Raw genomic sequence first — 19,518 nt, forward strand, 5'->3', positions numbered from 1 at the left:
TTGCGCTATTTTCGCGCCGTGGCCAATATGGGGAACCTGACGCGCGCAGCTGAGGAGCTTGGCGTCTCGCAATCAGCCCTGTCGGTGCAGATCAAAGAGCTTGAACTCAGCCTTGGCCAGCCTCTGTTCGACCGCGTGGCCAAACGCCTCCTGCTCACCGAAGCCGGCAAGATTGCGCTCAAATACGCCGAGACGATCTTTCAGGCTGGCGACGAGCTTTTCATGCTGCTTAACGCCCGCGCAGGTCGGAGCAAACAGATTTTGAGAATCGGCGCCCAATCCACCCTGTCGCGTAACTTCCAGGCGCAGTTTCTAAAGCCCCTCGCCTCCCGCTCCGATCTCGACCTTGTGTTGCGGTCGGGCTCCGAGCAGGAACTTCTGGAGGCCCTTGAACATCTTGATCTGGACATTGTGCTGGCCAATATCGCGCCGCCCAGAAACCGGGCCCGCCCCTTCATCGCCCATCCTATCGCCGATCAGCCCATCAGTCTGATCGGGCCTGCCGAATGGAAGGGCCGGCACAGGCATCTCAAAGACTATCTCGTTCACGCGCCCCTCATCGTTCCCGGCCCGACCAGCAGCATCCGTTCTGGCCTTGATACGCTTTTATCGCGCTTGCAGGTCTCGCCGAACATCGTCGCCGAGATCGATGACATGGCGATGATGCGGGTTCTGTGTCGCGAAGGCTTGGGGCTCGCCATCGCCCCGCCGATCGTACTCAAAGACGAACTCGCCGCGGGCGATCTCTTTGAGATCGAGACGTTTGAAGATCTTAGAGAAACCTTCTACGCCATTTTGGCGCAGCGCGACTTTCCAAATCCTTTGGTGCTCGAACTTCTGCCTGGGAAGACGGCCGCGAACCCGGCGCCCCCTTAACACGAGGCTTGGGCGCGCACATAAAGCCTGACAGCGCCTTTGCGGTATGCCGATCTGACTTGATCCGCGACCATCCCCTTTAAGAAAGCGGCGCGGTCGCTTCGAAAGGTGAGCCGCCTGTCATCGCCCACCATCACATGCAGACCTGTCTAGCGTCGCTGTCCCCAGCGCCCTAAGCGACCAGCGTCTCCACGGCCAGCTTTACATCCGTGGAGGCTCTCGCGACCTCGGAGAAGGTGTGGCTTATATCGACCAGCCCGCTTGAGATCTGAGTAACAGCGCCAACCGCGGCTTGCATATTCTGAGAAATTTCACCCGTGACATCGCTTTGCTGGTTCATGGCCTGCGACACCTCACTGACATTTTTTAGAACCTCGGACATAGTGACGGATATCTGCTCCATCTCCGACACAACTGTTTCTGAAACAGATTGCATACGGTCGATTTCAGCCGCGATCGTCTTTGTCGATTGACTAACCTGATTGGCGAGGGTCTTCACCTCGCTGGCGACGACGGCGAATCCGCGCCCGGCTTCGCCTGCCCGGGCCGACTCAATCGTGGCGTTGAGGGATAAAAGATTGATCTGCGCGGCGATATCCTGAATCAGCGCAACTATACCGGTCATGGCGCTCGCGCTCGTTCTCAATTCATCGGCCGAACTATTGGCCTTTTCAGCCGAAAGGGAGACGCCCTCGACGCGGCTTCTCGCCAGATCCATGCTATGGGCAATCTGCCGGACGCTCTGGCTTAGCTCCTCCGATGCAGCCGCAACCGAGTTGATGATGCTCTGGGTTTCCGAAGAGGCCGCCGTCGCGCCGCCCGCCAAGACGTCGGCGGCTTTGATCTGTTCCAGGACGCCCGCCAAGTCGTCATTGACGCCCAACGCCATCTTTTCGTTGCGCAGGCGCTTCTCGACAAGCGCCGTCACGTCCACAGCAAACTTCACCACCTTTACGACCTTGCCTTCGTCATCGAAGATCGGATTGTAGGCGGCCTGTATGTGAACAATAGTTCCGCCTTTACTCAGGCGCCTGAACTCTCCGGCGACGAACTCGCCAGCGCGAAGCTTCGACCAGAGCTCGCCATAGGCCGACGAAGCGACGAAGTCAGGTTCGCAAAATATTTTATGCTCCTTGCCCTCTATTTCGCGCAGCTCATACCCGACGGTCTTTAGAAAATTATCATTTGCGGTCAGTATGCGCCCCTGCGGCGTGAACTCGATGACGGCCTGAGACAGGCTGATGGCGGCCAGCTTACCTGCGTCATCTAGCGAAATCTTCTTCAGGTCCGTAATATCCGTAGCGAACTTTATGATGCTGATAACCCTGCCAGCGCGATTGATGACCGGATTGTAGCTCGCCTGCAGCCAGATCGTCGTTCCGTCTTTGCGGAGCCGCTTGAACTCGGCGGATCGAAATTTGCCGGCGCGCAGATCCTGCCAGAAGGCCGAATAGTCCACAGACCGCGCGTAATCGACGCCGCAGAAGATTGCGTGGGGACGCCCCTTGATCTCTTCAAGCCGGTAGCCCATGGCGGACAGAAAATTCTCATTGGTCGTGAGGATCTGGCCCTGAGGCGTAAACTCGATAACGGCGGAGGATCGACCCAGGCTTTCCACAACCAGCCGGTCATGGTCTTCCTTGAATATGTTCATGGCTTGGCCCTAACGGATTTGTAACCACAATCGATTGCGTCAAGCCGGACGCTGCTTGTTAAACGAAAGCGGAGCGATGGAGCCTGACATGTCGTCAGGATGGCGATGACGCATTTATAAAATGTAAATTTTAAGATCTTTGCTTCGGCTCCTACAGTTTTTACCTAATATGCCTAGGAAATTGACCAATAATTTAATGTAATTCGAAAACTGCATTGGATAATTTCCTACGTTTTTTCTTTATGTGTAAAAAGTTGCAAATTTTTTCATTGGCTGAACCGACGCGCCTTCATCATAATGAATGAGAGCGTATATGCGCCTCTGCGCAAAGCGTGCGCCTGGGTTTATCATTTACCAAGGATGCGACTAACCGCTTCGATGCGCCGCTCAGGCTTGTTCGAGCACGTTCATGTCCGACGCTGATGCGAAAGGAGGGCGTCGATCCAGGTCTGCCGGGCGAGCCGCGGCTGATAGGTTTTTGCACCGGCCGCCGACGCAAGATGTGGAACCGCTATGTTGTCGCGGGCGGGCTTTCGGGAGGCTTCCTTGGAGCGATGGAATCGACGTTGATTCACCTTATCCAGAGGGGGCTTGCCAAACTGCTGTCCTTGTTTCCTGACAAGGCTTAGACGCTTTGACGGCGTAACGGTATATTCGTCTGATGGCGGAGGAAAAGGAAGGCGTCCGCGACTTGCTCATTCTTCATTATCACCTGAAGGAACGCAGCGGCGATCCTTTGTGGAATTATTGTCGTCATATGTCGCCACCTGATACCCTTTCCTACCGCATGGAGCATTTCAAACGTTCAGGTCGCAGTGTCCTGGGCTCGGATGAGCTGTTCCGAGAAGCCAGCTGGCTTTCCGTTCTCATCGGGCAGGGCCTGCGCCCGAGCGGTTACGCGCCGCTGACCGACACCCTTCATTCCGATGATGACCTGAGCGCTCTACGTCGCCTCCAAGGCGATATACGCGACGTTGTTCGCAATTTGCCGCCTGTACGTGCGGCCTCCCGTCCAGACAGCGCGGCCAAGTCAGTCAATTGATCCGGACTTCGCACCTTGACCGCAAATCAACCCCACCTCCTCGTAAGTAAGTCATCACGAAATAAGGTGGCGCTCGCATGCGACATACCTTAGGATTCGCTCCCTTGAAGTCGTAACCGATCCATCATGTCCCGCACTCCCAAAACTGCCCTGTCGCGGCCGAAGATGTCCGACATCTCAAAGCTTGCCGGCGTCTCCGTCTCGACCGTATCGCGGGCTTTGGCAGGCAGTCCGCTCGTGCCGGAGGCCATGCGCGACAAGATCGCGGCGATTGCGCGCGAGCATGGCTATGTCGTCAATCACGCCGCGCGCAATCTGCGCCTGCAGACGACCCAGACGATTGGCGTTGTCCTGCCTCTGGGACACGAGACAGGGCAGCAGATCACCGACCCCTTCCTTCTGGAGATGATCGGCCACCTGTCCGAGCGGGTCATCCAGCGCGGGTTTGACGTGCTGCTCACCAAGGTGACCACGCCGACTGAGGGCTGGCTTGGCGCCCTTGTGCAATCGCACCGGTTCGACGGCATGCTTATGCTGGGGCAGAGCGACCAGCACGCGGCCATTGAGGAGATCGCTACCCGCTACCCGCCTATGGTGGTCTGGGGCGAGCGCCTGAAGAACCAGAGCTACTGCACAGTGGGCGTCGATAATGTCTATGGCGGCCGCCTGGCCACAGAGCATCTGATCAACCAGGGCCGCAAGGCGATCCGCTTCATCGGGCCGCCGCGCGTGCCGGAAGTCGAGGCCCGCCATCAGGGCTATCTTGAGGCGCTCAAGAACGCCCCCCGACAAAAGGTTCCAGACGATCTGATTGAGTCCCACTTCACCTTTGACGGAGCCCTTGAGACGGTGCGCGACCTTCTGCGCCGCCGCGTGCGCTTTGACGCGCTGTTCGCAGCCTCCGACGTCATCGCCCATGGCGCCTTGACGGCTCTGGCCGAAGCGGGCCTTCGCGTACCCGAGGATGTGGCTCTGGTCGGGTTTGACGACGTCGCCCTCGCCCGTTCGCTAAACCCGCCGCTCACCACCATCCGTCAGGATCTGGCCCTGGCGTCCCAGATGATGGTCGATCTGCTCTTTAAGCGTATCGCCGGCGAGCAGACCTCATCGGCCGTCGTGCCCGCCAGCCTGATTGTGCGCGGATCAAGCGTGCGTGTCGACGCGTGACGCCAGAGCGATGGCGCCGAGCACGCCAGCGCGATCGCTCAAGGCCGCGGGCGCAATGAAGGCGTCAAGCGCCGACGGTGACGTCAGAGCCTCGATATAGCCGCCAAGATAGCCGCCAAGTCGCGCCCTGGCGGCCTTCAGCACGGTCGGCTTTAATCCGACTCCGCCACCGACAATGATCCGCCGCGGCGACAGGGTCAGGGTCAGGTTATAGAAGAGCTGCGCCAGATAATCGCCGATCAGCGCCCACACCGGATCGTCATCGACGATGTCCTCGCCGGGACGACCGACGCGCGCCGCAATCGCGGGTCCGCTGGCCAGACCTTCCAGGCAATCGCCGTGAAACGGACACAGGCCTGGATAGGGATCGCGTTTGGAATCGCGACGCACCAGGATATGTCCGGCCTCGGGATGCAACAAACCGTGGACAGGCTGATCGCCGACGATGGCGCCAACGCCGACGCCGGTGCCCACCGTGACATAGGCGAAGGTCTCAAGCCCTTTTCCTGCGCCCCAGCATTGTTCGCCAAGCGCCGCGCCATTGACGTCCGTATCCAGGGCGAGCGGCGTGTCAGGAAAGGCGCGCCGCAATGGACCCAGGAGGTCGGCATGGCTGTAGCCGGGCTTGGGCGTGCTTAAGAAACGACCGTAGTCGGCCTGGGCCGGGTCAAGGCCAATGGGACCGAAACTGGCGACGCCGATCGCCCTGACCGGGCCATGCGCGCTGATCAGATCATGCGTCGCGGCGACTATGGCCTTGAGGGTCTCGTCCGGCCCGAGCGTAGGCAGGCGCAACGGCGCGCTCAGACGATCCGGCCCGTCGCCATGCGCAAGAAGCACCTTGGTGCCGCCAAGCTCGATTCCGATATAGCTCATGATCGCCCTCCGTCGGCTTTGCGGCTCCACATAAGCTGATAGGGCGCGAGGCTTTTGAGGGACGTTCCGCTGATGAGATCCTCGCCAGCCCATTCAGACGAAAGATCAATCGACTCCCCGCTCAGATTGGCGAGGCAGACAAATCGGCCTCCCGACAAGGCGCGTTCAAAAACAAGAAGCGCCGGAGCATGGCTGGGGACCGGCGTCGCCGGCACAGGTTCAGACCAGTCCGGCATTTGCCCAAGGACGTGGTTGAGACGCAGAATATGGGAGAACATCAGCTGGGCGGGCGATCCGCTGTCATGACGTTCGTCCGCGCGCGCCCAGTCCATCCTTGGCCGGTGCAGCCAACGCAACTCCAGACGACGCTCAGGATCGTTCAGAAAGGTCTCGTCATTCAAGAGCGCGATCTCGTCGCCCATATAAAGCATCGGCACGCCGTCAAGCGCATAGGTGAGACCATAGGCGAGCTTCAGACGCTCAAGGCCCATAGCGTCGGCGGCCAATCCGCTGAGACTGGCCGCCATGCCGCAGGTCGAAGGCGCCAGATCTCCCGGCGCCTGAAACGCCAGGCCACGCTCGCCTGAGGCGTAGAAGGAAGACCAGGCGCGCAGGCGGTCCTGTTCGACCCATCCGCTCAAAGCCTGCCAGATAATGTCGTCATGGCAACGCGCATAGTTGAGCCAGACCCCGTGCGCGGGCTTCTGCTTCGTCTTCCCGAGGGCCTGCGCGAAAACGTCAGCCTTCTTGTCCGCCAGCGCGCCCCAAAGCGCCGTCATGGCCGTGTTGTTATAGGCCATGTCGCATTCGCGTTCGGACGCAGCATCCCCGAAATAGCCCAGAACCTCGTCAAGCCCCTCAATGGCCTCAGCCAGCAGGAATACGCCCGGCGCGGCGAGGCTAAGAAGGTCTTTAAACGCCCGCAACAGATCGTGCGCCTGCGGCAGATTACGGCAAGCCGTCCCTTTGATTTTCCACAGATAGGCCGCCGAATCGAGGCGGAAACCTTCGACGCCGGCATTGGCCAGATCGAAAAGCACGCCGAGCACGGCCAGAAAGACGCGCGGATTGGCGTAGTTCAAGTCCCACTGAAACGGATAGAAGGTGGTCCAGACATAGGCGCGCGCCGTCTCATCCCATGTGAAATTGCCCGGCGCGGTGTCGGGAAACACCTCATGAAGCGTCTCGCTCCACTGCTCGACCTCATCGAGCGTCTTAAGCCCGATATAGAAATCCTTGTAACGTGGATCTCCGGCAAGCCAGCCTTGCGCCCAGACATGCTCCTTAGCGGTGTGATTGCACACGACGTCGAGGACGAGCGATATATCATTTTCCCGCAGCACGTCGGCCAGCTCAATGAGGTCATCAAAATCGCCCAGTCTTGGATCGACCTGACGATAGTCGGCGACGGCGAACCCCCCGTCAGAATCGCCCTCACGCGGCTTCAGAAGCGGCAGGGGATGAAATAAACCCACGCCAAGGGATTTAAGGTACGGGATTTTTGCGGCGCATCCGGCCAGCGTACCGGAAAAGCGATCAATATAGGCGCAGTAGGCAGGTCTGCCGGGCCTTAAAAACCAGTGCGGCCTGTTGGCGCGGTCTGCATCTAAAGCGCGCAAGGCGGCGGGCCGCGCGCTGACCGCGGCCTGAATCATGGCGTCAACCTCACGTGAAAGCGCCTCGAAATCATCGCGGTCGCCATAGAGGCGCCTGAGCGCGGCCTGCGCCCGCAAACGGGTCGCAGCCGGGGTCTGAGATTGAAGATCGTAAGCGTCGGCCATAATGTCTTGTTCACTACCTGGTCACTGAAGGTCCACCTGAAAATCCGTCCCGCGCCGAGTGGTCTTGGGCGCGGGACGTAATGCAGGCTGGGACGGATATGTGAAGCGCTCACATTCCACGCCTATTGCCTCACAAAATGCAATCGTTTGCAATATGATCGCGCCGAAAATACGATTATTTTTATTGTACTCACCGCTTTCGTGCTAAAAATGGCACACAGAGATCGAAAATAAAAGCGGATTGCGAAATCTGAATTGCAAACGTTTGCATTCTGCCGCACAGATGTCTTCGCAGGCTCAACACACACCGCCTCCCGCATGAGCGCCGCGTCAGACGGACGCCGGGAGAGCCGCCGAGGAAACGCTTTTTATGACGACGCATCGACACTCACTTCTGGCCGGCGGCGCCTCCGCCCTTGTGCTGGCCGCCCTTATCAGCGCCTCCCCCGCCGCCGCCGCCCAGGACGCGCCCGCCGCACCCGCGGCCAAGGATAAACCCGCCGCGCAAAAATCCGCCGACGATCTCGGTCAGGTCATCATCGTGACGGCCTCAGGCCGCGACAAGACCAAGATGCAAAGCTCGATGTCGATTTCGACCGTGTCTCTGGGTCAGATCAACGACTTTACGCCGCGCTCCGAAGCCGAAGTCTTCCGCCTGATCCCAGGCATTCAGGCGCAGGACACCGCCGGTCCCGGCGGCAACTCCAATATCAGCGTGCGCGGCATTCCGGTCGTGACAGGCGGTTCGGAATTCGTGCAATTGCAGGAAGACGGCCTGCCGACGGTCCTGTTCGGCGATATGAATTTTGGTAATAACGACTACTGGACGCGCTATGATTCCAGCGTGGCGCGCATCGAAGCCGTACGCGGCGGCGGCGCCTCGACCTTCGCCTCGCAGGCGCCGGGCGCCGTGATCAACTATGTGTCTGACACCGGCGGCCGCGACGGCGGCGTCATCGCGCTGAACAAGGCGCTGGGCTATAATGAAACCAAGATCGACTACGCCTATGGCGGTCATTTGAGCGACACGTTGCGCTTCCACATCGGCGGCTTCGTCAAGGACGGCTCCGGCCCCACCCATATCGGCTATAACGCCGAGCAGGGCTATCAGTTCAAAGGCAATATCACGAAGGATCTCGACGGCGGCAAAGGCTATATCCGTCTGAATGTCAAGCGCCTGGACGACAAGGAGCCGACCTATACGACCGCCCCGTCCTTAGCCAGCGTCAGCGGTGACAAGATCACCGGCTTTTCGGTCCTGCCGGGCTTTGACGCGCGCAAGAACTCCAACCAGTCGATCTACAACCAGAGCTTCCAGGTTCTGCAGGACAATGGCCAGCTGACCACTGTGCCCATGGAGGGGATCCACGTCAAATCGACCTCGATTGGCGGCGAATTCCACTATGATTTCAGCGACAATTTCTCGGTGCACGACGCTTTGCGCTGGACCGACCAAAGCGGGGCATTTCGCACGCAATTCGTCAATGTCGCCACAACCAGCAGCATTCTTGGCTCTAGCGTGAATGGCCAGACGGTCGGCTCGATCGTCTACGCCAATGGCCCCAAGCAAGGCCAGGTATTTACGGGCGCCTATGTCAATAACAACCCCAATATCGACACCGAAATGCCGGACATGGGCTCGTTCGTCAACGACCTGACCCTGACCGGCAAGACAGAACTGGGCGCGGGCAAGCTGACCGCGAAGGCGGGCTGGTTCCATATGCGGCAGTCCGTCGTTCAGGACTGGCATGTCAATCGCCAGTATAATGAACTATCGGGCGACAATCCCGCCCAGCTTGACCTTTTCAGCGGCCCGAACGGCACGGGCGTGCAACTGACCGCCGCCGGTCAGGCCGGGTTCAACGACAACTGGGGCTCGTGCTGCTCGCGCAGCTATGATCTGTCCTATGTTGACGACGCGGGATATCTGGCGCTCGATTATCTGATCGGACAGTTCGATATCGACGCCAGCCTGCGCCAGGACACGATGAAGGCGTCGGGCTGGGCCAAGGGCGGCGTCGCCGGCCCCAATGTGACGGTCACCGACAATCTCGGCAGCGCCACCCTCCCCTCGCTTGTCGCCAATGGTCCGATGGAGGTTCTCAACTACGGCAAGTCCTACACCTCCTATTCGGTCGGACTTCTCTACAGTCTGAACCCCGATACGTCGCTGTTTGCGCGCGTCTCGCGCGGCGGCCGGTTCAACGCCGACCGCCAGATCCTCGGCGGCAATTTTAACGCCGACGGCACGCTGAACGCTCAGGGCGCGACGACGGCGGTGAACTTCATCGACCAGCAGGAAGCCGGCCTCAAGCGCAAGGGCGCGATCGGCGATGTCGTCTACAATGTCGAAGCGACCTATTTCCGCGCTCAGCTCACCGACAACAATTACGACTTCACCCGCATCACGCTGGGGCTGAACCCGGTCATCTCCAACGTCTATCACTCTGACGGTCTGGAAATGTCCGGCAATCTGCGCTGGGGCAATTTCTCGCTCTATAGCGACGCAACCACTGTCAACGCCAAGATCGTCGCCACCGGCAAGGTTCCACACGCCACGCCGAAGCTGACCTTCCTGATCTCGCCGACCTGGGATGCGGGCGGCTATGCGCTGGGCGCCTCGATCAATGGCCAGACCGCGACCTGGGTTGACGACGCCAACACCTACAAGGTGATCGGTCAGACCTATGTCAACGGCTTCGTCAAGTTCCGCCCCTATAAGGGTCTGGAACTGGCGATCAACGCCAACAACATCTTCAATACCCTCGGTTATCGCGGCAGCGGCAGTCTGTTGCCGATCAGCGCCAGCCAGGGCGTTTTCCAGAACTCGGCCGTCCTTGGCCGCACTGTAACGGCGTCGATCCGTTACAGGTTCTAGCCTTATCGCCTTCCAGCCCCTGATACCGGAAGGCGATTTGAGGGGCGGATGACATTTTCCCGTCATCCGCCCATTTTCCTAAAAGGGTAACGCCATGTCTGATCCGCGCATTCAACGCATCGTCATCGCCGGCGGCGGCTCTGCGGGCTGGATGACGGCGGCGGCCCTGGCCAATGCCTTGGGCGCGAACGCCTCAATCACCCTCGTGGAATCCGAAGAGATCGGCGCGATCGGGGTTGGCGAAGCCACGATCCCGCCCATCAAGCTGTTCAACCAGACTCTGGGCATAGCCGAGGCGGACTTTTTGCGTGCGACGCAAGGCACGTTCAAACTGGGCATTCAGTTCTGCGGTTGGGGCGACGCAGCAGCGAGCTATTTCCATCCTTTCGGCAGCTATGGCCGCGCCTTCGACGCCGTGCCTGTGCATCAGCACTGGTTGCGAGCGAACGCCAAGGACGCCGCCGGATCGCTTGACGACTATTGCATGGCGTGGGCCTGCGCCAGCCGCAACCGCTTTGCCCCGCCCGCAGCCAATCCGCGCGACGTCCTCTCAACGCATGACTACGCCTATCATTTCGACGCAAGCCTTTACGCCGCCATGCTACGATCCTATGCCGAGGCGCGCGGCGTCACGCGCGTCGAAGGCCGCATCGGCCAGGTCGAGCTTGATCCCATTAACGGCCACGTCGCCGCCCTGAGGCTTGCTGACGAGCGCCGGATTGACGGCGAGCTCTTCATCGATTGCAGCGGATTTCGCAGCCTGCTTCTCGGCGAAGCGCTGGGGGTGGGCTTTGAAGACTGGTCGCACTGGCTGCCCTGTGACCGCGCCCTGGCCGTGGCGAGCCCGGCGCTTGCCGATCTGCCGCCCTATACCCGCTCAACAGCGGAGGCTGCAGGATGGCGCTGGCGCATACCTTTGCAGCATCGCACCGGCAATGGCCATGTCTACGCCTCCAGCTTCATGACGGACGACGCTGCCGAAGACCTCCTCCTGGGCGGCCTTGCCGGCGAGCCGATTGGGCATACGCGCAGTTTGAGGTTCACGACCGGTCGGCGCAAACGCTTCTGGGAAAAGAACGTCATCGCTATAGGCCTGTCCTCAGGCTTTATGGAGCCCTTGGAGTCGACCAGCCTGCATCTGATCCAGGCGGGTATTGCCAAACTTCTCGCCTTCTTCCCGACGCGCACGTTCGAAACTGCGGGGCGCGATGAGTATAATCGCGTGGCCTCGGGCGAATTTGAGCGCATTCGCGATTTCCTGATCCTGCACTATAAGTTGAACCGGCGCGAAGAGCCCTTCTGGCGCGCCGTGGCGGATATGGCCATTCCCGATTCTCTATCCACGCGCATTGAGCATTTCCGTGTCGCCGGAAGGCTTTTACAACGCGATCTTGACCTGTTCGGTCCTCCATCCTGGCTGGCCGTCCATATTGGCCAGGGCCACAGACCGCAGAGCTTCGACCCCCTTCTCGCCTATCGACCGGACCAGTCCGAGTGGCTGGAAAAGGTGCGCCGCGCCATGAGCGCCGCCGCCGAGGGCCTGCCACGCCACAAGGACTATATCGCCAATCTTTGCCGGACAGCGCAAAACGCCGTCATGATCCGCATCGAAGCCTGAGGAAAAAGCCGTCATGTCCAACGCCAGCGCCGCTTCGCTTCGCCTGATCCGCGCCCTGACCTATCTGATGTTCATGATGTTCGCCATGACAACGGACAGCGTCGGCGTGATCATTCCCGAAATCGAAAAGGCCTTTCATCTCAACAACGCCGAGGCCAGCGCCTTTCAGTACGCCACCATGGGCGGCATTGCGGCGGCGGGCCTTTTTCTCGGCTTCCTCGCCGATCGCATCGGACGAAAGGCCACCATCGTGCTGGGCCTTGTCCTGTTCGCGCTCAACTCGCTTCTCTTCATCGCGGGCGACCGCTTCGGCTATTTCCTCATCCTGTTGTTCGTCTCCGGAGCATCGATCGGCGTGTTCAAGACCGGCGCCCTGGCCCTGATCGGCGATATTTCGACCTCAACGGATAACCATACGCGCACCATGAACATGGTCGAGGGCTTCTTCGGCGTCGGCGCCATCATCGGCCCCGCCCTGGTAACGCAACTCGTCAAGGCGGGCCTCTCCTGGAAATGGCTCTACGTTATCGCAGGCGCCTTGTGTCTGCTGCTAATTCTGACCGCCCTCTTGGTCAAATATCCCAGAACCGTCCACCACAACAAAAAGCCCGTTTCGATCACCAGCGCGGTCAGCACCCTGCGCGATCCCTTCACCCTCGCCTTCAGCCTTGGCGCCATGCTTTATGTCGCGGTTGAGGCGGCGATCTATGTCTGGATGCCGACCCTTTTGAAATCCTATTCGGGTTCGCTCACGCTTCTGGCCACCTACGCCCTGTCCGCATTCTTCATACTGCGCGCGAGCGGGCGCTTTCTGGGTGCGGCCATGTTGGCCAGAATGTCGTGGAGTTCGGTGCTGGTTGTCGCATCAGGCGCGATTCTCGCGTGCTTTCTCGCCGCCCTGCTGGGGGGCGTCTCCGTCGCCGTGATCAGCCTGCCCCTGTCCGGCCTTTTCATGTCGGTCATCTATCCGACGCTGAACTCCAAAGGCATCAGCTGCTTCCCCAAAGCCGAGCACGGCGCGGTCAGCGGCGTCATCTTGTTCTTCACCTGCCTGAGCGCAGCGGTGGCGCCCCTGGCCATGGGCGCTGTCAGCGACCACTTCGGCGATGCGAAGGCCAGCTTTGCCCTCGCGACCGCCATCGGCGCGCTACTTTTCGGCCTTCTGGTCCTCAACATGCTGTTTAAGCCCACGCTTCATCGCCTGAAGGCGCTCGATTTAAGCGAATACGCCTCGGGCGCCAGCGCGGTCGATGATTGAGCGGGCGAACAATTCCTAGGCGCTCCGCGCCCAGGCGTCGACGCGCGTCCATATCTTTTCATCAATGCGTTTCTTCATCTGGACGCTCCGAATCTGGATACCTCGCCCGGCTCATCCTCACTGCGAACTCATCATAAAACGTCTTCAGGCAAACCATCTGAATCCGGGGAATCGTATGCCGCGCAACAGTTTTGACGACCAGACGCTCATAAGCCCACCCCCTATCTTGTCGCGCCGATCCAGAACATATATAGAACGCTTATGCCGCATCCTCGGATCGTCCTGTCGCAATTTTACTATGTCGAGCATTTTCACGAAATGCTCGATTTCGTATGCGCGACCAGCTCCGGCCTCCTCGGTGACGCCGAGCTAGACTTTGTTCGGGGGTTCCGGCAGCTTGGCGACGACGCCCAGCGTCTTTATGTCCGCATGATCAATCGCAAGAAGACGGCCTTTCGACCGGCCGATCTGCCCTATCCGGAAATTGAGGACCTTGAAGCAGGCCTTGGCGAGCTTAAAGAGGCTGGCTTCTCGCGCGCCCTTGACGAAGGCGATTTCAGGCCCGTCCTCAACGAACTCGCCAAGGCTGAATTGATTTCGCTCGCCCGACGCGCAAACCTTCCGGTCCGATCCACATCGAAAAAGCCGGACCTTGTCGCACGCCTCGTCGCGGACCTATCGTTTTCGGACTTCGCAGCCGCCTATACGGACGCCTTTGCCCCTGCTCGCCGCGAAACTCTGGACTATCTGCTTTTTCTGCAATTTGGCCATCTGCGCGAAACGACAACCCGCTACGCCTTGCGCGATCTTGGCGTCGCAAAGGTACAGGCGCGTTCCAGCCACGCCGCGCGCTTCGCCTCGCCTGAGGAGGCGCGCGCCAGTTTCTTCTATAGCCGGATGCTGGAGACCGTGCGGCAGGGCGGCAAGGCGAGCGATATGGGCTGGCCCGAACCTGTTGGCGAAAATAACAAGGCCCTGCGCGACAAGCTCCTGCTGCGCCTTGGTCAATCGGCGGAAAAAGACGGCGACGTAGCGGGCGCCCTCGCCTTCTACGCCAGGGCAGACGCCTTTGCCTGCCGCGAGCGCAGGGTGCGCCTGCTCCATGGCGCTGGTCGTCATGCCGAGGTTGAAAGCCTGCTTGAGTGCATGTTGCAGAGCCCGGAGCATGATGAAGAGCATCTCTTCGCCGCCGACTTTTCGGCCCGCAAGTTCGGCCGCAAACGCACAGGCGTCTTCACCGAAGTTTTGCGCGAAGCCGAAGTGATCGAGGTGGACGAACTCTATCGCGGCGACGCCGAATTCGCCGCCATGCAGCACTTCTCATATGAGGGCTGGCGCGCTCATCATGTCGAGAACGCCCTGTGGCCCAGCCTGTTCGGGCTTTTATTCTGGGAGGCCTTATTTGAGGCCAGGCAAGCGCTGGCGTCCGATTTTGACTGGATGCCTCTGGCCCTTCGGGACAACAGTTTCGCCGATCGCTTTGAGCCGCAACTTGCGGCCATATTGGAGAAGGTTCGCCAAGGCGAGGCAGAAACCCTCATCAAGGAGGCGATCGCGCTTCATTTTGGCGAACCCAATGGCCTTTTCGTCTGGGACGAAGGGCTTGAAACCCGCCTCGCGCCCATCGCCGCCGCCGCGCCGCCGCACGCCCTGGCCGCAATTTTGGACGTCATGGCGCGCGACTTTGGCGGACATCGCGACGGCTTCCCGGATCTGGCGCTGACGCGCGGCGCGGAGCTTTGGTTTGTCGAAATCAAAGGCGAAGGCGATCAGATAAGACGCCATCAGCTGGCGCGTCTTAAACTCTTGCGCACCCTGGGTTTCAAGGCCGATATCTGCCGCGTCGCTTATCGCGTCGACCCGGACCAGACCTATGTCGTGGTCGATGTCGAAACCACAGGCGGGCGTCCGCCCAATGACCGCGTGACCGAAATCGGCGCGGTCAAGCTGCGGCGCGGCGAGGTGATTGCAGAATGGTCGAGCCTCATCAATCCTCAGAAACACATTCCCGCTTTCATTACGCAATCGACCGGCATTTCCGACGCGATGGTCGCGCAGGCGCCCCTCTTCGCCGATATCGCCGAGGAATTTTCAGCCTTTCTCGACGGCGCCGTTTTCGTCGCCCACAACGCCGGCTTTGATCATGGCTTTATCGCCAGCGAATTCCGCCGTATTGGGAGAAACTTTCGCCATCCGAAACTCTGCACAGTATCGGGGATGCGGCGCTGGTACCCGGGTCACGCCTCGTACAGCCTCGCCAATCTGTGCCGACAATACGCCATCCCGCTTGAACAACATCACCGCGCCCTGGCCGACGCGCGCGCGGCGGCGCACCTGCTCAATCTGATCAACGAAAAGCGTCTGGCGGATCAGACGCAAGCCCAGGCCCCGAATAAGTCGCGCCCTGACCGGCGGAAACCCGCCTTTCGATCATCTTAGCCCATATGAAACAACAACTCCCACATTTCATCGCCCGCGCTCTGATCCAGACCGCCATGATGCCGGTCGCCATAATGCCGGTCGCCGTGACCTCGCCCGCCCTGGCGCAAACGCCTGCGCATCCGATCTGGTTCGGCGCGGACCTCTCCTATGTCAACGAGATGCAGGACTGCGGCGCAAGCTACAGTTATGACGGCCTGACAGATCCTTATGCGATCTTCGCCAAGGCCGGGACCAATCTGGTGCGTGTTCGCATCTGGGTGGACGCCAAGTGGACGCACTACTCCAACCTGCCGGATGTGGAGAAGACCCTAGCCGCCGCCAAAGCCAACGGCATGAAGGTGCTGCTCGACTTCCACTATTCCGATGACTGGGCCGACGGCGGCAAACAGATCGTCCCCGCCGCCTGGGCGCATCTGGACGAGGACGGACAGGTCAAAGCGCTTTACAACTATACGCTCGACACGTTGGATGCGCTGAAGGCTAAGGGCCTGATGCCCGACATGGTGCAGGTCGGCAACGAAACCAATGGCGAAATCCTCAAAGACAAGCCGGAGGAGAAGGCCGCGATAAACTGGGCGCGCAACGCCCGCCTGTTCAATGCGGGCATCAAGGCCGTGCATGACGCCGCATCGGACAGCGTGATCAAACCTTTGATCATGCTGCACATCGCCCAGCCTGAAAACGTCGAGCCGTGGTTCGACGCCGCGACGAAGGCCGGCGTCACCGGCTATGACATTATCGGCATGAGCTATTACAGCAAGTGGTCGAAGGAGGATTTGTCTGGCCTCTCTGAGACCATCCGCCGCGTTCACGCCAAGTTCGACAAGGACGTGGTGGTGGTCGAAACCGGCTACGCCTTCACAGACGCCTATAACGATAGCGCGCCCAACCTACTCGGCTCGGACTCCGCGCTGAAAGGCTATCCCGTCACGCCGGAAGGTCAGGTGGCCTATATGCACGACCTGATGCAGGACGTGCTGGACGCGGGCGGGTCAGGCGTCGTCTATTGGGAGCCGGCGTGGGTCTCGACCCAATGCCGCACGCGCTGGGCGCAAGGGTCGGACTGGGAGAACGCCGCCTTCTTCGATTTTCACGGTAAGGCCCTGCCCGCGCTCACCTGGGCGAAAGCCAACTATGTCCTGCCGGTCCCGGTCAGCTTCACCGCGCCCGACACGGGGCAGGCAAAGCAATATCTGGCGGGCGATTTCACCGGCGGCGTTCCCGTCGCTATGAACCATACTGACAAAGGCTTTGTCTATCGCGTCTGGCTTCGCCCCGGCGCGTCCGTCCTCGCCGCGACGGCGGCGACCGCTGACGCTGTGCAGGATGCGCCCGCCGTCAGCGCGGTCATTCCTGCAATGGGCGGAAATGTCACCCTATCCACCCGGCAACCCTAATTATCGTACAATTATCTGGCGGGCTGACAAAATCATGCTATGGTTTCGCAAAAATATCTGCGCGGCGCATGCACGCCGCCGAAACAGGGGCGATGACCATGTCGGATACATTGGGCGAATGTCTGAAACCTGCCGCCATCGACCGCGAGGCGCGGGTGCGTTTCGTCGCAACGCACATTCTACCCCACGAGCCGGGCTTGCGTGGGTGGCTGGCGCGTCTGGGCGTGCGGCCCTCGGAGCGCGATGACGTGGTGCAGGAGGTCTATTGCCGCATCTTACGCCTCGACGCGCTCGATCACATCGCGGACGCGCGCGCCTATCTGTATCGCTCGGCGCGCAATATCGTGCTTGAGCAGATGCGGCGCAACCGCGTCGTCTCCATCGCCACCATGCAGAATCTCGACGAACTGGGCGTCGCCGACGAAGGACCGGACCCGGAAGCGGCGACCTCGACGCGCGCCGAACTGACCCGGGCGCTGCACCTGATCCGGGGCCTGCCTGAGCGCTGCCGCAAGGTGTTCGAACTGCGCCGCATCCACGGCCTGTCGCAAATGGAGACGGCCCGCGCCCTGCGCGTCAGCGAGAATGTCGTCGAAAAGGAGACGGCGCGCGGCCTCAGCCTGATCCTCAAACGCATGAGCGAGACCAAGGGCGGCCATGTCGCGGATTGATGACGAAGCCGCCGCCTGGGTTGTGCGCCGCGCCTCCGGGCGTATGGATGCCGCCGCCGAAGCGCGCTTTGCGGCGTGGTGCGAAGCCGATGCGCGTCATCAGGGCGCCTTCCTGCGCGCCGAGGCCGCGTGGCTGGCTCTGGGCGAAGCGCAGGGGCTCAGCCTTGCATGTGCGCCGCGCAAAGGCGTAAGCCGTCGCCTTTTGCTGACCGGCGCGGCGGCGGCCTCCCTCGCCGCTCTGGCCGGGATTGGCGTGTGGCGCGGGCAGATGCGGCTGGCGACCAAACGCGGCGAACTGCGCAACGTGCCCTTGCAGGATAAGTCCTTGGCCGCGATCAATACCGACAGCCAGATCGAAGTCGCGATGACGTCGCGGGCCCGGCATGTCGAGCTGGTCAAAGGCGAGGCGTGGTTTCAGGTGGCGAAAAATCCCGAAGCGCCGTTCGTGGTCGCGGCGGGCGATGTGCGCGTGCGCGCCGTCGGCACGGCGTTTTCGGTCCGTCGCCACGATCACGGCGCCGATGTGCTGGTCACCGAGGGCGTCGTCGAGACCTGGCGCGCCTCTGCGCCCGATAAATTGACACGACTGAGCGCGGGCGATTCCGCCTTCGTGCCTTATCAGGACGCCGCTACGGTCAAGGTCGCTTATCAACCCGCCGAGGTGACGCGCAAACTGGCCTGGCGCGAGCGCGAAATCATCCTGCGTCAGGAAACACTGAGCGACGCCGCCGCCGAGTTCAACCGCTATAATGACGTGCAGATCGTGATTGCCGATCCAGCACTGGGGCGGGAGCGTCTGGTCGGCGGTTTCCACGTCGATCAACCTGACAGCTTCGCCAGAGCCGTCCACGCCGCCCTCGATGCGCCGGTCAGTATTAGCGACGCGCAGATCGTGATCGGGACTATGGAGAGTTCACATTCATGACGCTCTAATTATGCGATCCTTCCTTTTGTCGGCTACGTTCGCGCTGAGTGCCGGATACTTGGCTGCGAGACATTGCCCCGCCATGTTTCGGTTGCAAAATCAGCTGGCGTGCGTACTGCATCTGCAATACAATAGAGCTTGAAAGGTTGGTGCTTATGGCGACGGTTCCTGTTCAAACTCGCGTCGATTCGGCCATCAAAGAGCGCGCTGGCGCGGTCCTCGAAAAGATGGGACTGACAGTCTCTGACGCCGTGCGAATTCTGCTCACCCGGGTCGCGAACGAGGGGGCGCTGCCTGCCGGCCTTACGGTCGATCATGACGCCTATGAAGCCTGGTTTAGAGCCAAGGTGCAAGCAGCTCTGGACGATCCGCGTCCTGGCGTTTCAAACAACGAGGTTAAAGCGTATTTCGCCAGGCGTAGAGCGGTGGCCAGAGGCAAGTCTGAGGAGCAGACGTGAAACTCGACTGGTCGCGCTTAGCCCTCGCTGATCGCGAATCCATCTTCGACTACATAGAAGCGGAAAGTCCTCGTTCTGCGGTTAAGGTTGACGAAAGCATCGAAGCCGCGGCGGATCAGCTTCTAGCCCACCCCGAAATCGGACGGCCTGGCCGCCTAGCCGATACACGTGAATGGATCGTCTCTGGCCTTCCTTACATTATAGCCTATCAGGTCAGCTCCGAAGCCGTGCGCGTATTGCACAATGCGCGGCAATGGCCAGAAGACTCGCCCCTTTAACCCGCTTTTCCAACATGCCGTCGAAGCAGTCGCCAGAGTTCTATGCTTGCCTAGCTATTCCATTCGAAGCCGAAGGGCGCATGTGAAGGAAACAGGCAAAGCTTACGCGATTTGGAATGAATTGAGATCGGTCACGTCGCATATTTGTCACACATCTCTTCCGCTGATAAAATTATCGTATAAATCCGGCGGAAAAA

The 19,518-nt window shown here is 60.4% G+C and carries 16 protein-coding genes; 13 read left to right on the forward strand and 3 right to left on the reverse strand.

The window, feature by feature from the left end; all coding sequences use genetic code 11:
• The gene (locus tag ACTHLA_RS01260) at window positions 1-876 is read left to right on the forward strand and encodes a LysR family transcriptional regulator (protein WP_440184427.1); all 876 of its coding nucleotides are present in this window, start codon (window positions 1-3) and stop codon (window positions 874-876) included.
• Between the two features lie 172 nt (window positions 877-1,048).
• On the opposite strand, the gene ACTHLA_RS01265 is transcribed toward ACTHLA_RS01260, so the two are convergent.
• Complete coding sequence (locus tag ACTHLA_RS01265) at window positions 1,049-2,530, reverse strand: methyl-accepting chemotaxis protein (RefSeq protein WP_440184430.1); 1,482 nt, start codon at window positions 2,528-2,530, stop codon at window positions 1,049-1,051.
• A 422-nt stretch (window positions 2,531-2,952) separates the two neighbouring features.
• On the opposite strand from ACTHLA_RS01265, the gene ACTHLA_RS01270 reads away from it, so the two are divergent.
• The 3 genes from ACTHLA_RS01270 to ACTHLA_RS01280 all read left to right on the forward strand — a co-directional run bounded on the left by ACTHLA_RS01270 (window position 2,953) and on the right by ACTHLA_RS01280 (window position 4,739).
• On the forward strand, window positions 2,953-3,159 hold the full coding sequence (locus tag ACTHLA_RS01270; protein WP_440184498.1) for a tryptophan 7-halogenase: 207 nt from the start codon (window positions 2,953-2,955) through the stop codon (window positions 3,157-3,159).
• 32 nt (window positions 3,160-3,191) lie between these two features.
• Window positions 3,192-3,572: a tryptophan 7-halogenase gene (locus tag ACTHLA_RS01275; RefSeq protein WP_440184432.1), complete on the forward strand. Its 381-nt coding sequence runs from the start codon at window positions 3,192-3,194 to the stop codon at window positions 3,570-3,572.
• Between the two features lie 165 nt (window positions 3,573-3,737).
• Window positions 3,738-4,739 carry a LacI family DNA-binding transcriptional regulator gene (locus ACTHLA_RS01280; RefSeq protein ID WP_440184434.1) on the forward strand — a complete coding sequence of 334 codons (1,002 nt, stop codon included), beginning with the start codon at window positions 3,738-3,740 and terminating at the stop codon, window positions 4,737-4,739.
• On the opposite strand, the gene ACTHLA_RS01285 is transcribed toward ACTHLA_RS01280, so the two are convergent.
• Window positions 4,716-5,615 (reverse strand): ROK family protein, encoded by a 900-nt coding sequence (locus ACTHLA_RS01285; RefSeq protein WP_440184436.1) that lies wholly within the window; start codon window positions 5,613-5,615, stop codon window positions 4,716-4,718. The genes ACTHLA_RS01280 and ACTHLA_RS01285 overlap by 24 nt on opposite strands.
• A complete protein-coding gene (locus ACTHLA_RS01290) occupies window positions 5,612-7,396 on the reverse strand; it encodes an alpha-amylase family glycosyl hydrolase (protein ID WP_440184439.1) in 1,785 nt (594 codons plus the stop codon). Before ACTHLA_RS01290 ends, ACTHLA_RS01285 begins: the two co-directional genes overlap by 4 nt.
• A 370-nt stretch (window positions 7,397-7,766) precedes the next feature.
• Here ACTHLA_RS01290 and ACTHLA_RS01295 point away from each other — a divergent pair, with 370 nt between their 5' ends.
• The 9 genes from ACTHLA_RS01295 (at window position 7,767) to ACTHLA_RS01335 (ending at window position 19,321) form a co-directional block, all read left to right on the forward strand.
• Complete coding sequence (locus ACTHLA_RS01295) at window positions 7,767-10,274, forward strand: TonB-dependent receptor domain-containing protein (RefSeq protein WP_440184441.1); 2,508 nt, start codon at window positions 7,767-7,769, stop codon at window positions 10,272-10,274.
• A gap of 94 nt (window positions 10,275-10,368) precedes the next feature.
• Entirely contained in the window at window positions 10,369-11,892 is a 1,524-nt protein-coding gene (locus ACTHLA_RS01300) for a tryptophan halogenase family protein (protein WP_440184443.1), read from the forward strand.
• Between the two features lie 13 nt (window positions 11,893-11,905).
• The gene (locus ACTHLA_RS01305) at window positions 11,906-13,150 is read left to right on the forward strand and encodes an MFS transporter (RefSeq protein ID WP_440184446.1); all 1,245 of its coding nucleotides are present in this window, start codon (window positions 11,906-11,908) and stop codon (window positions 13,148-13,150) included.
• Between the two features lie 261 nt (window positions 13,151-13,411).
• Window positions 13,412-15,589, forward strand: coding sequence for an exonuclease domain-containing protein (locus ACTHLA_RS01310; protein WP_440184449.1), 2,178 nt, complete (start codon window positions 13,412-13,414; stop codon window positions 15,587-15,589).
• Between the two features lie 5 nt (window positions 15,590-15,594).
• Window positions 15,595-16,989: a glycoside hydrolase family 53 protein gene (locus ACTHLA_RS01315; protein WP_440184451.1), complete on the forward strand. Its 1,395-nt coding sequence runs from the start codon at window positions 15,595-15,597 to the stop codon at window positions 16,987-16,989.
• 98 nt (window positions 16,990-17,087) lie between these two features.
• Complete coding sequence (locus ACTHLA_RS01320) at window positions 17,088-17,660, forward strand: RNA polymerase sigma factor (protein ID WP_440184454.1); 573 nt, start codon at window positions 17,088-17,090, stop codon at window positions 17,658-17,660.
• Window positions 17,647-18,585 (forward strand): FecR family protein, encoded by a 939-nt coding sequence (locus ACTHLA_RS01325; RefSeq protein WP_440184457.1) that lies wholly within the window; start codon window positions 17,647-17,649, stop codon window positions 18,583-18,585. Before ACTHLA_RS01320 ends, ACTHLA_RS01325 begins: the two co-directional genes overlap by 14 nt.
• Window positions 18,586-18,740: 155 nt before the next feature.
• The gene (locus ACTHLA_RS01330; RefSeq protein WP_440184459.1) at window positions 18,741-19,043 is read left to right on the forward strand and encodes a type II toxin-antitoxin system RelB/DinJ family antitoxin; all 303 of its coding nucleotides are present in this window, start codon (window positions 18,741-18,743) and stop codon (window positions 19,041-19,043) included.
• Window positions 19,040-19,321, forward strand: a complete 282-nt coding sequence (locus ACTHLA_RS01335) for a type II toxin-antitoxin system RelE/ParE family toxin (protein ID WP_440184462.1) — start codon at window positions 19,040-19,042, stop codon at window positions 19,319-19,321. Before ACTHLA_RS01330 ends, ACTHLA_RS01335 begins: the two co-directional genes overlap by 4 nt.
• Window positions 19,322-19,518: the final 197 nt, after the last annotated feature.

Source organism: Asticcacaulis sp., assembly GCF_051956075.1.
GTDB lineage: Bacteria > Pseudomonadota > Alphaproteobacteria > Caulobacterales > Caulobacteraceae > Asticcacaulis.

Coding starts and splice junctions, on each gene's coding strand:
- ACTHLA_RS01265 (WP_440184430.1), bottom strand. CDS start 2,530: ATGAACATATTCAAGGAAGACCATGACCGGCTGGTTGTGGAAAGCCTG.
- ACTHLA_RS01270 (WP_440184498.1), top strand. CDS start 2,953: ATGCGAAAGGAGGGCGTCGATCCAGGTCTGCCGGGCGAGCCGCGGCTG.
- ACTHLA_RS01275 (WP_440184432.1), top strand. CDS start 3,192: ATGGCGGAGGAAAAGGAAGGCGTCCGCGACTTGCTCATTCTTCATTAT.
- ACTHLA_RS01280 (WP_440184434.1), top strand. CDS start 3,738: ATGTCCGACATCTCAAAGCTTGCCGGCGTCTCCGTCTCGACCGTATCG.
- ACTHLA_RS01285 (WP_440184436.1), bottom strand. CDS start 5,615: ATGAGCTATATCGGAATCGAGCTTGGCGGCACCAAGGTGCTTCTTGCG.
- ACTHLA_RS01290 (WP_440184439.1), bottom strand. CDS start 7,396: ATGGCCGACGCTTACGATCTTCAATCTCAGACCCCGGCTGCGACCCGT.
- ACTHLA_RS01295 (WP_440184441.1), top strand. CDS start 7,767: ATGACGACGCATCGACACTCACTTCTGGCCGGCGGCGCCTCCGCCCTT.
- ACTHLA_RS01300 (WP_440184443.1), top strand. CDS start 10,369: ATGTCTGATCCGCGCATTCAACGCATCGTCATCGCCGGCGGCGGCTCT.
- ACTHLA_RS01305 (WP_440184446.1), top strand. CDS start 11,906: ATGTCCAACGCCAGCGCCGCTTCGCTTCGCCTGATCCGCGCCCTGACC.
- ACTHLA_RS01310 (WP_440184449.1), top strand. CDS start 13,412: ATGCCGCATCCTCGGATCGTCCTGTCGCAATTTTACTATGTCGAGCAT.
- ACTHLA_RS01315 (WP_440184451.1), top strand. CDS start 15,595: ATGAAACAACAACTCCCACATTTCATCGCCCGCGCTCTGATCCAGACC.
- ACTHLA_RS01320 (WP_440184454.1), top strand. CDS start 17,088: ATGTCGGATACATTGGGCGAATGTCTGAAACCTGCCGCCATCGACCGC.
- ACTHLA_RS01325 (WP_440184457.1), top strand. CDS start 17,647: ATGTCGCGGATTGATGACGAAGCCGCCGCCTGGGTTGTGCGCCGCGCC.
- ACTHLA_RS01330 (WP_440184459.1), top strand. CDS start 18,741: ATGGCGACGGTTCCTGTTCAAACTCGCGTCGATTCGGCCATCAAAGAG.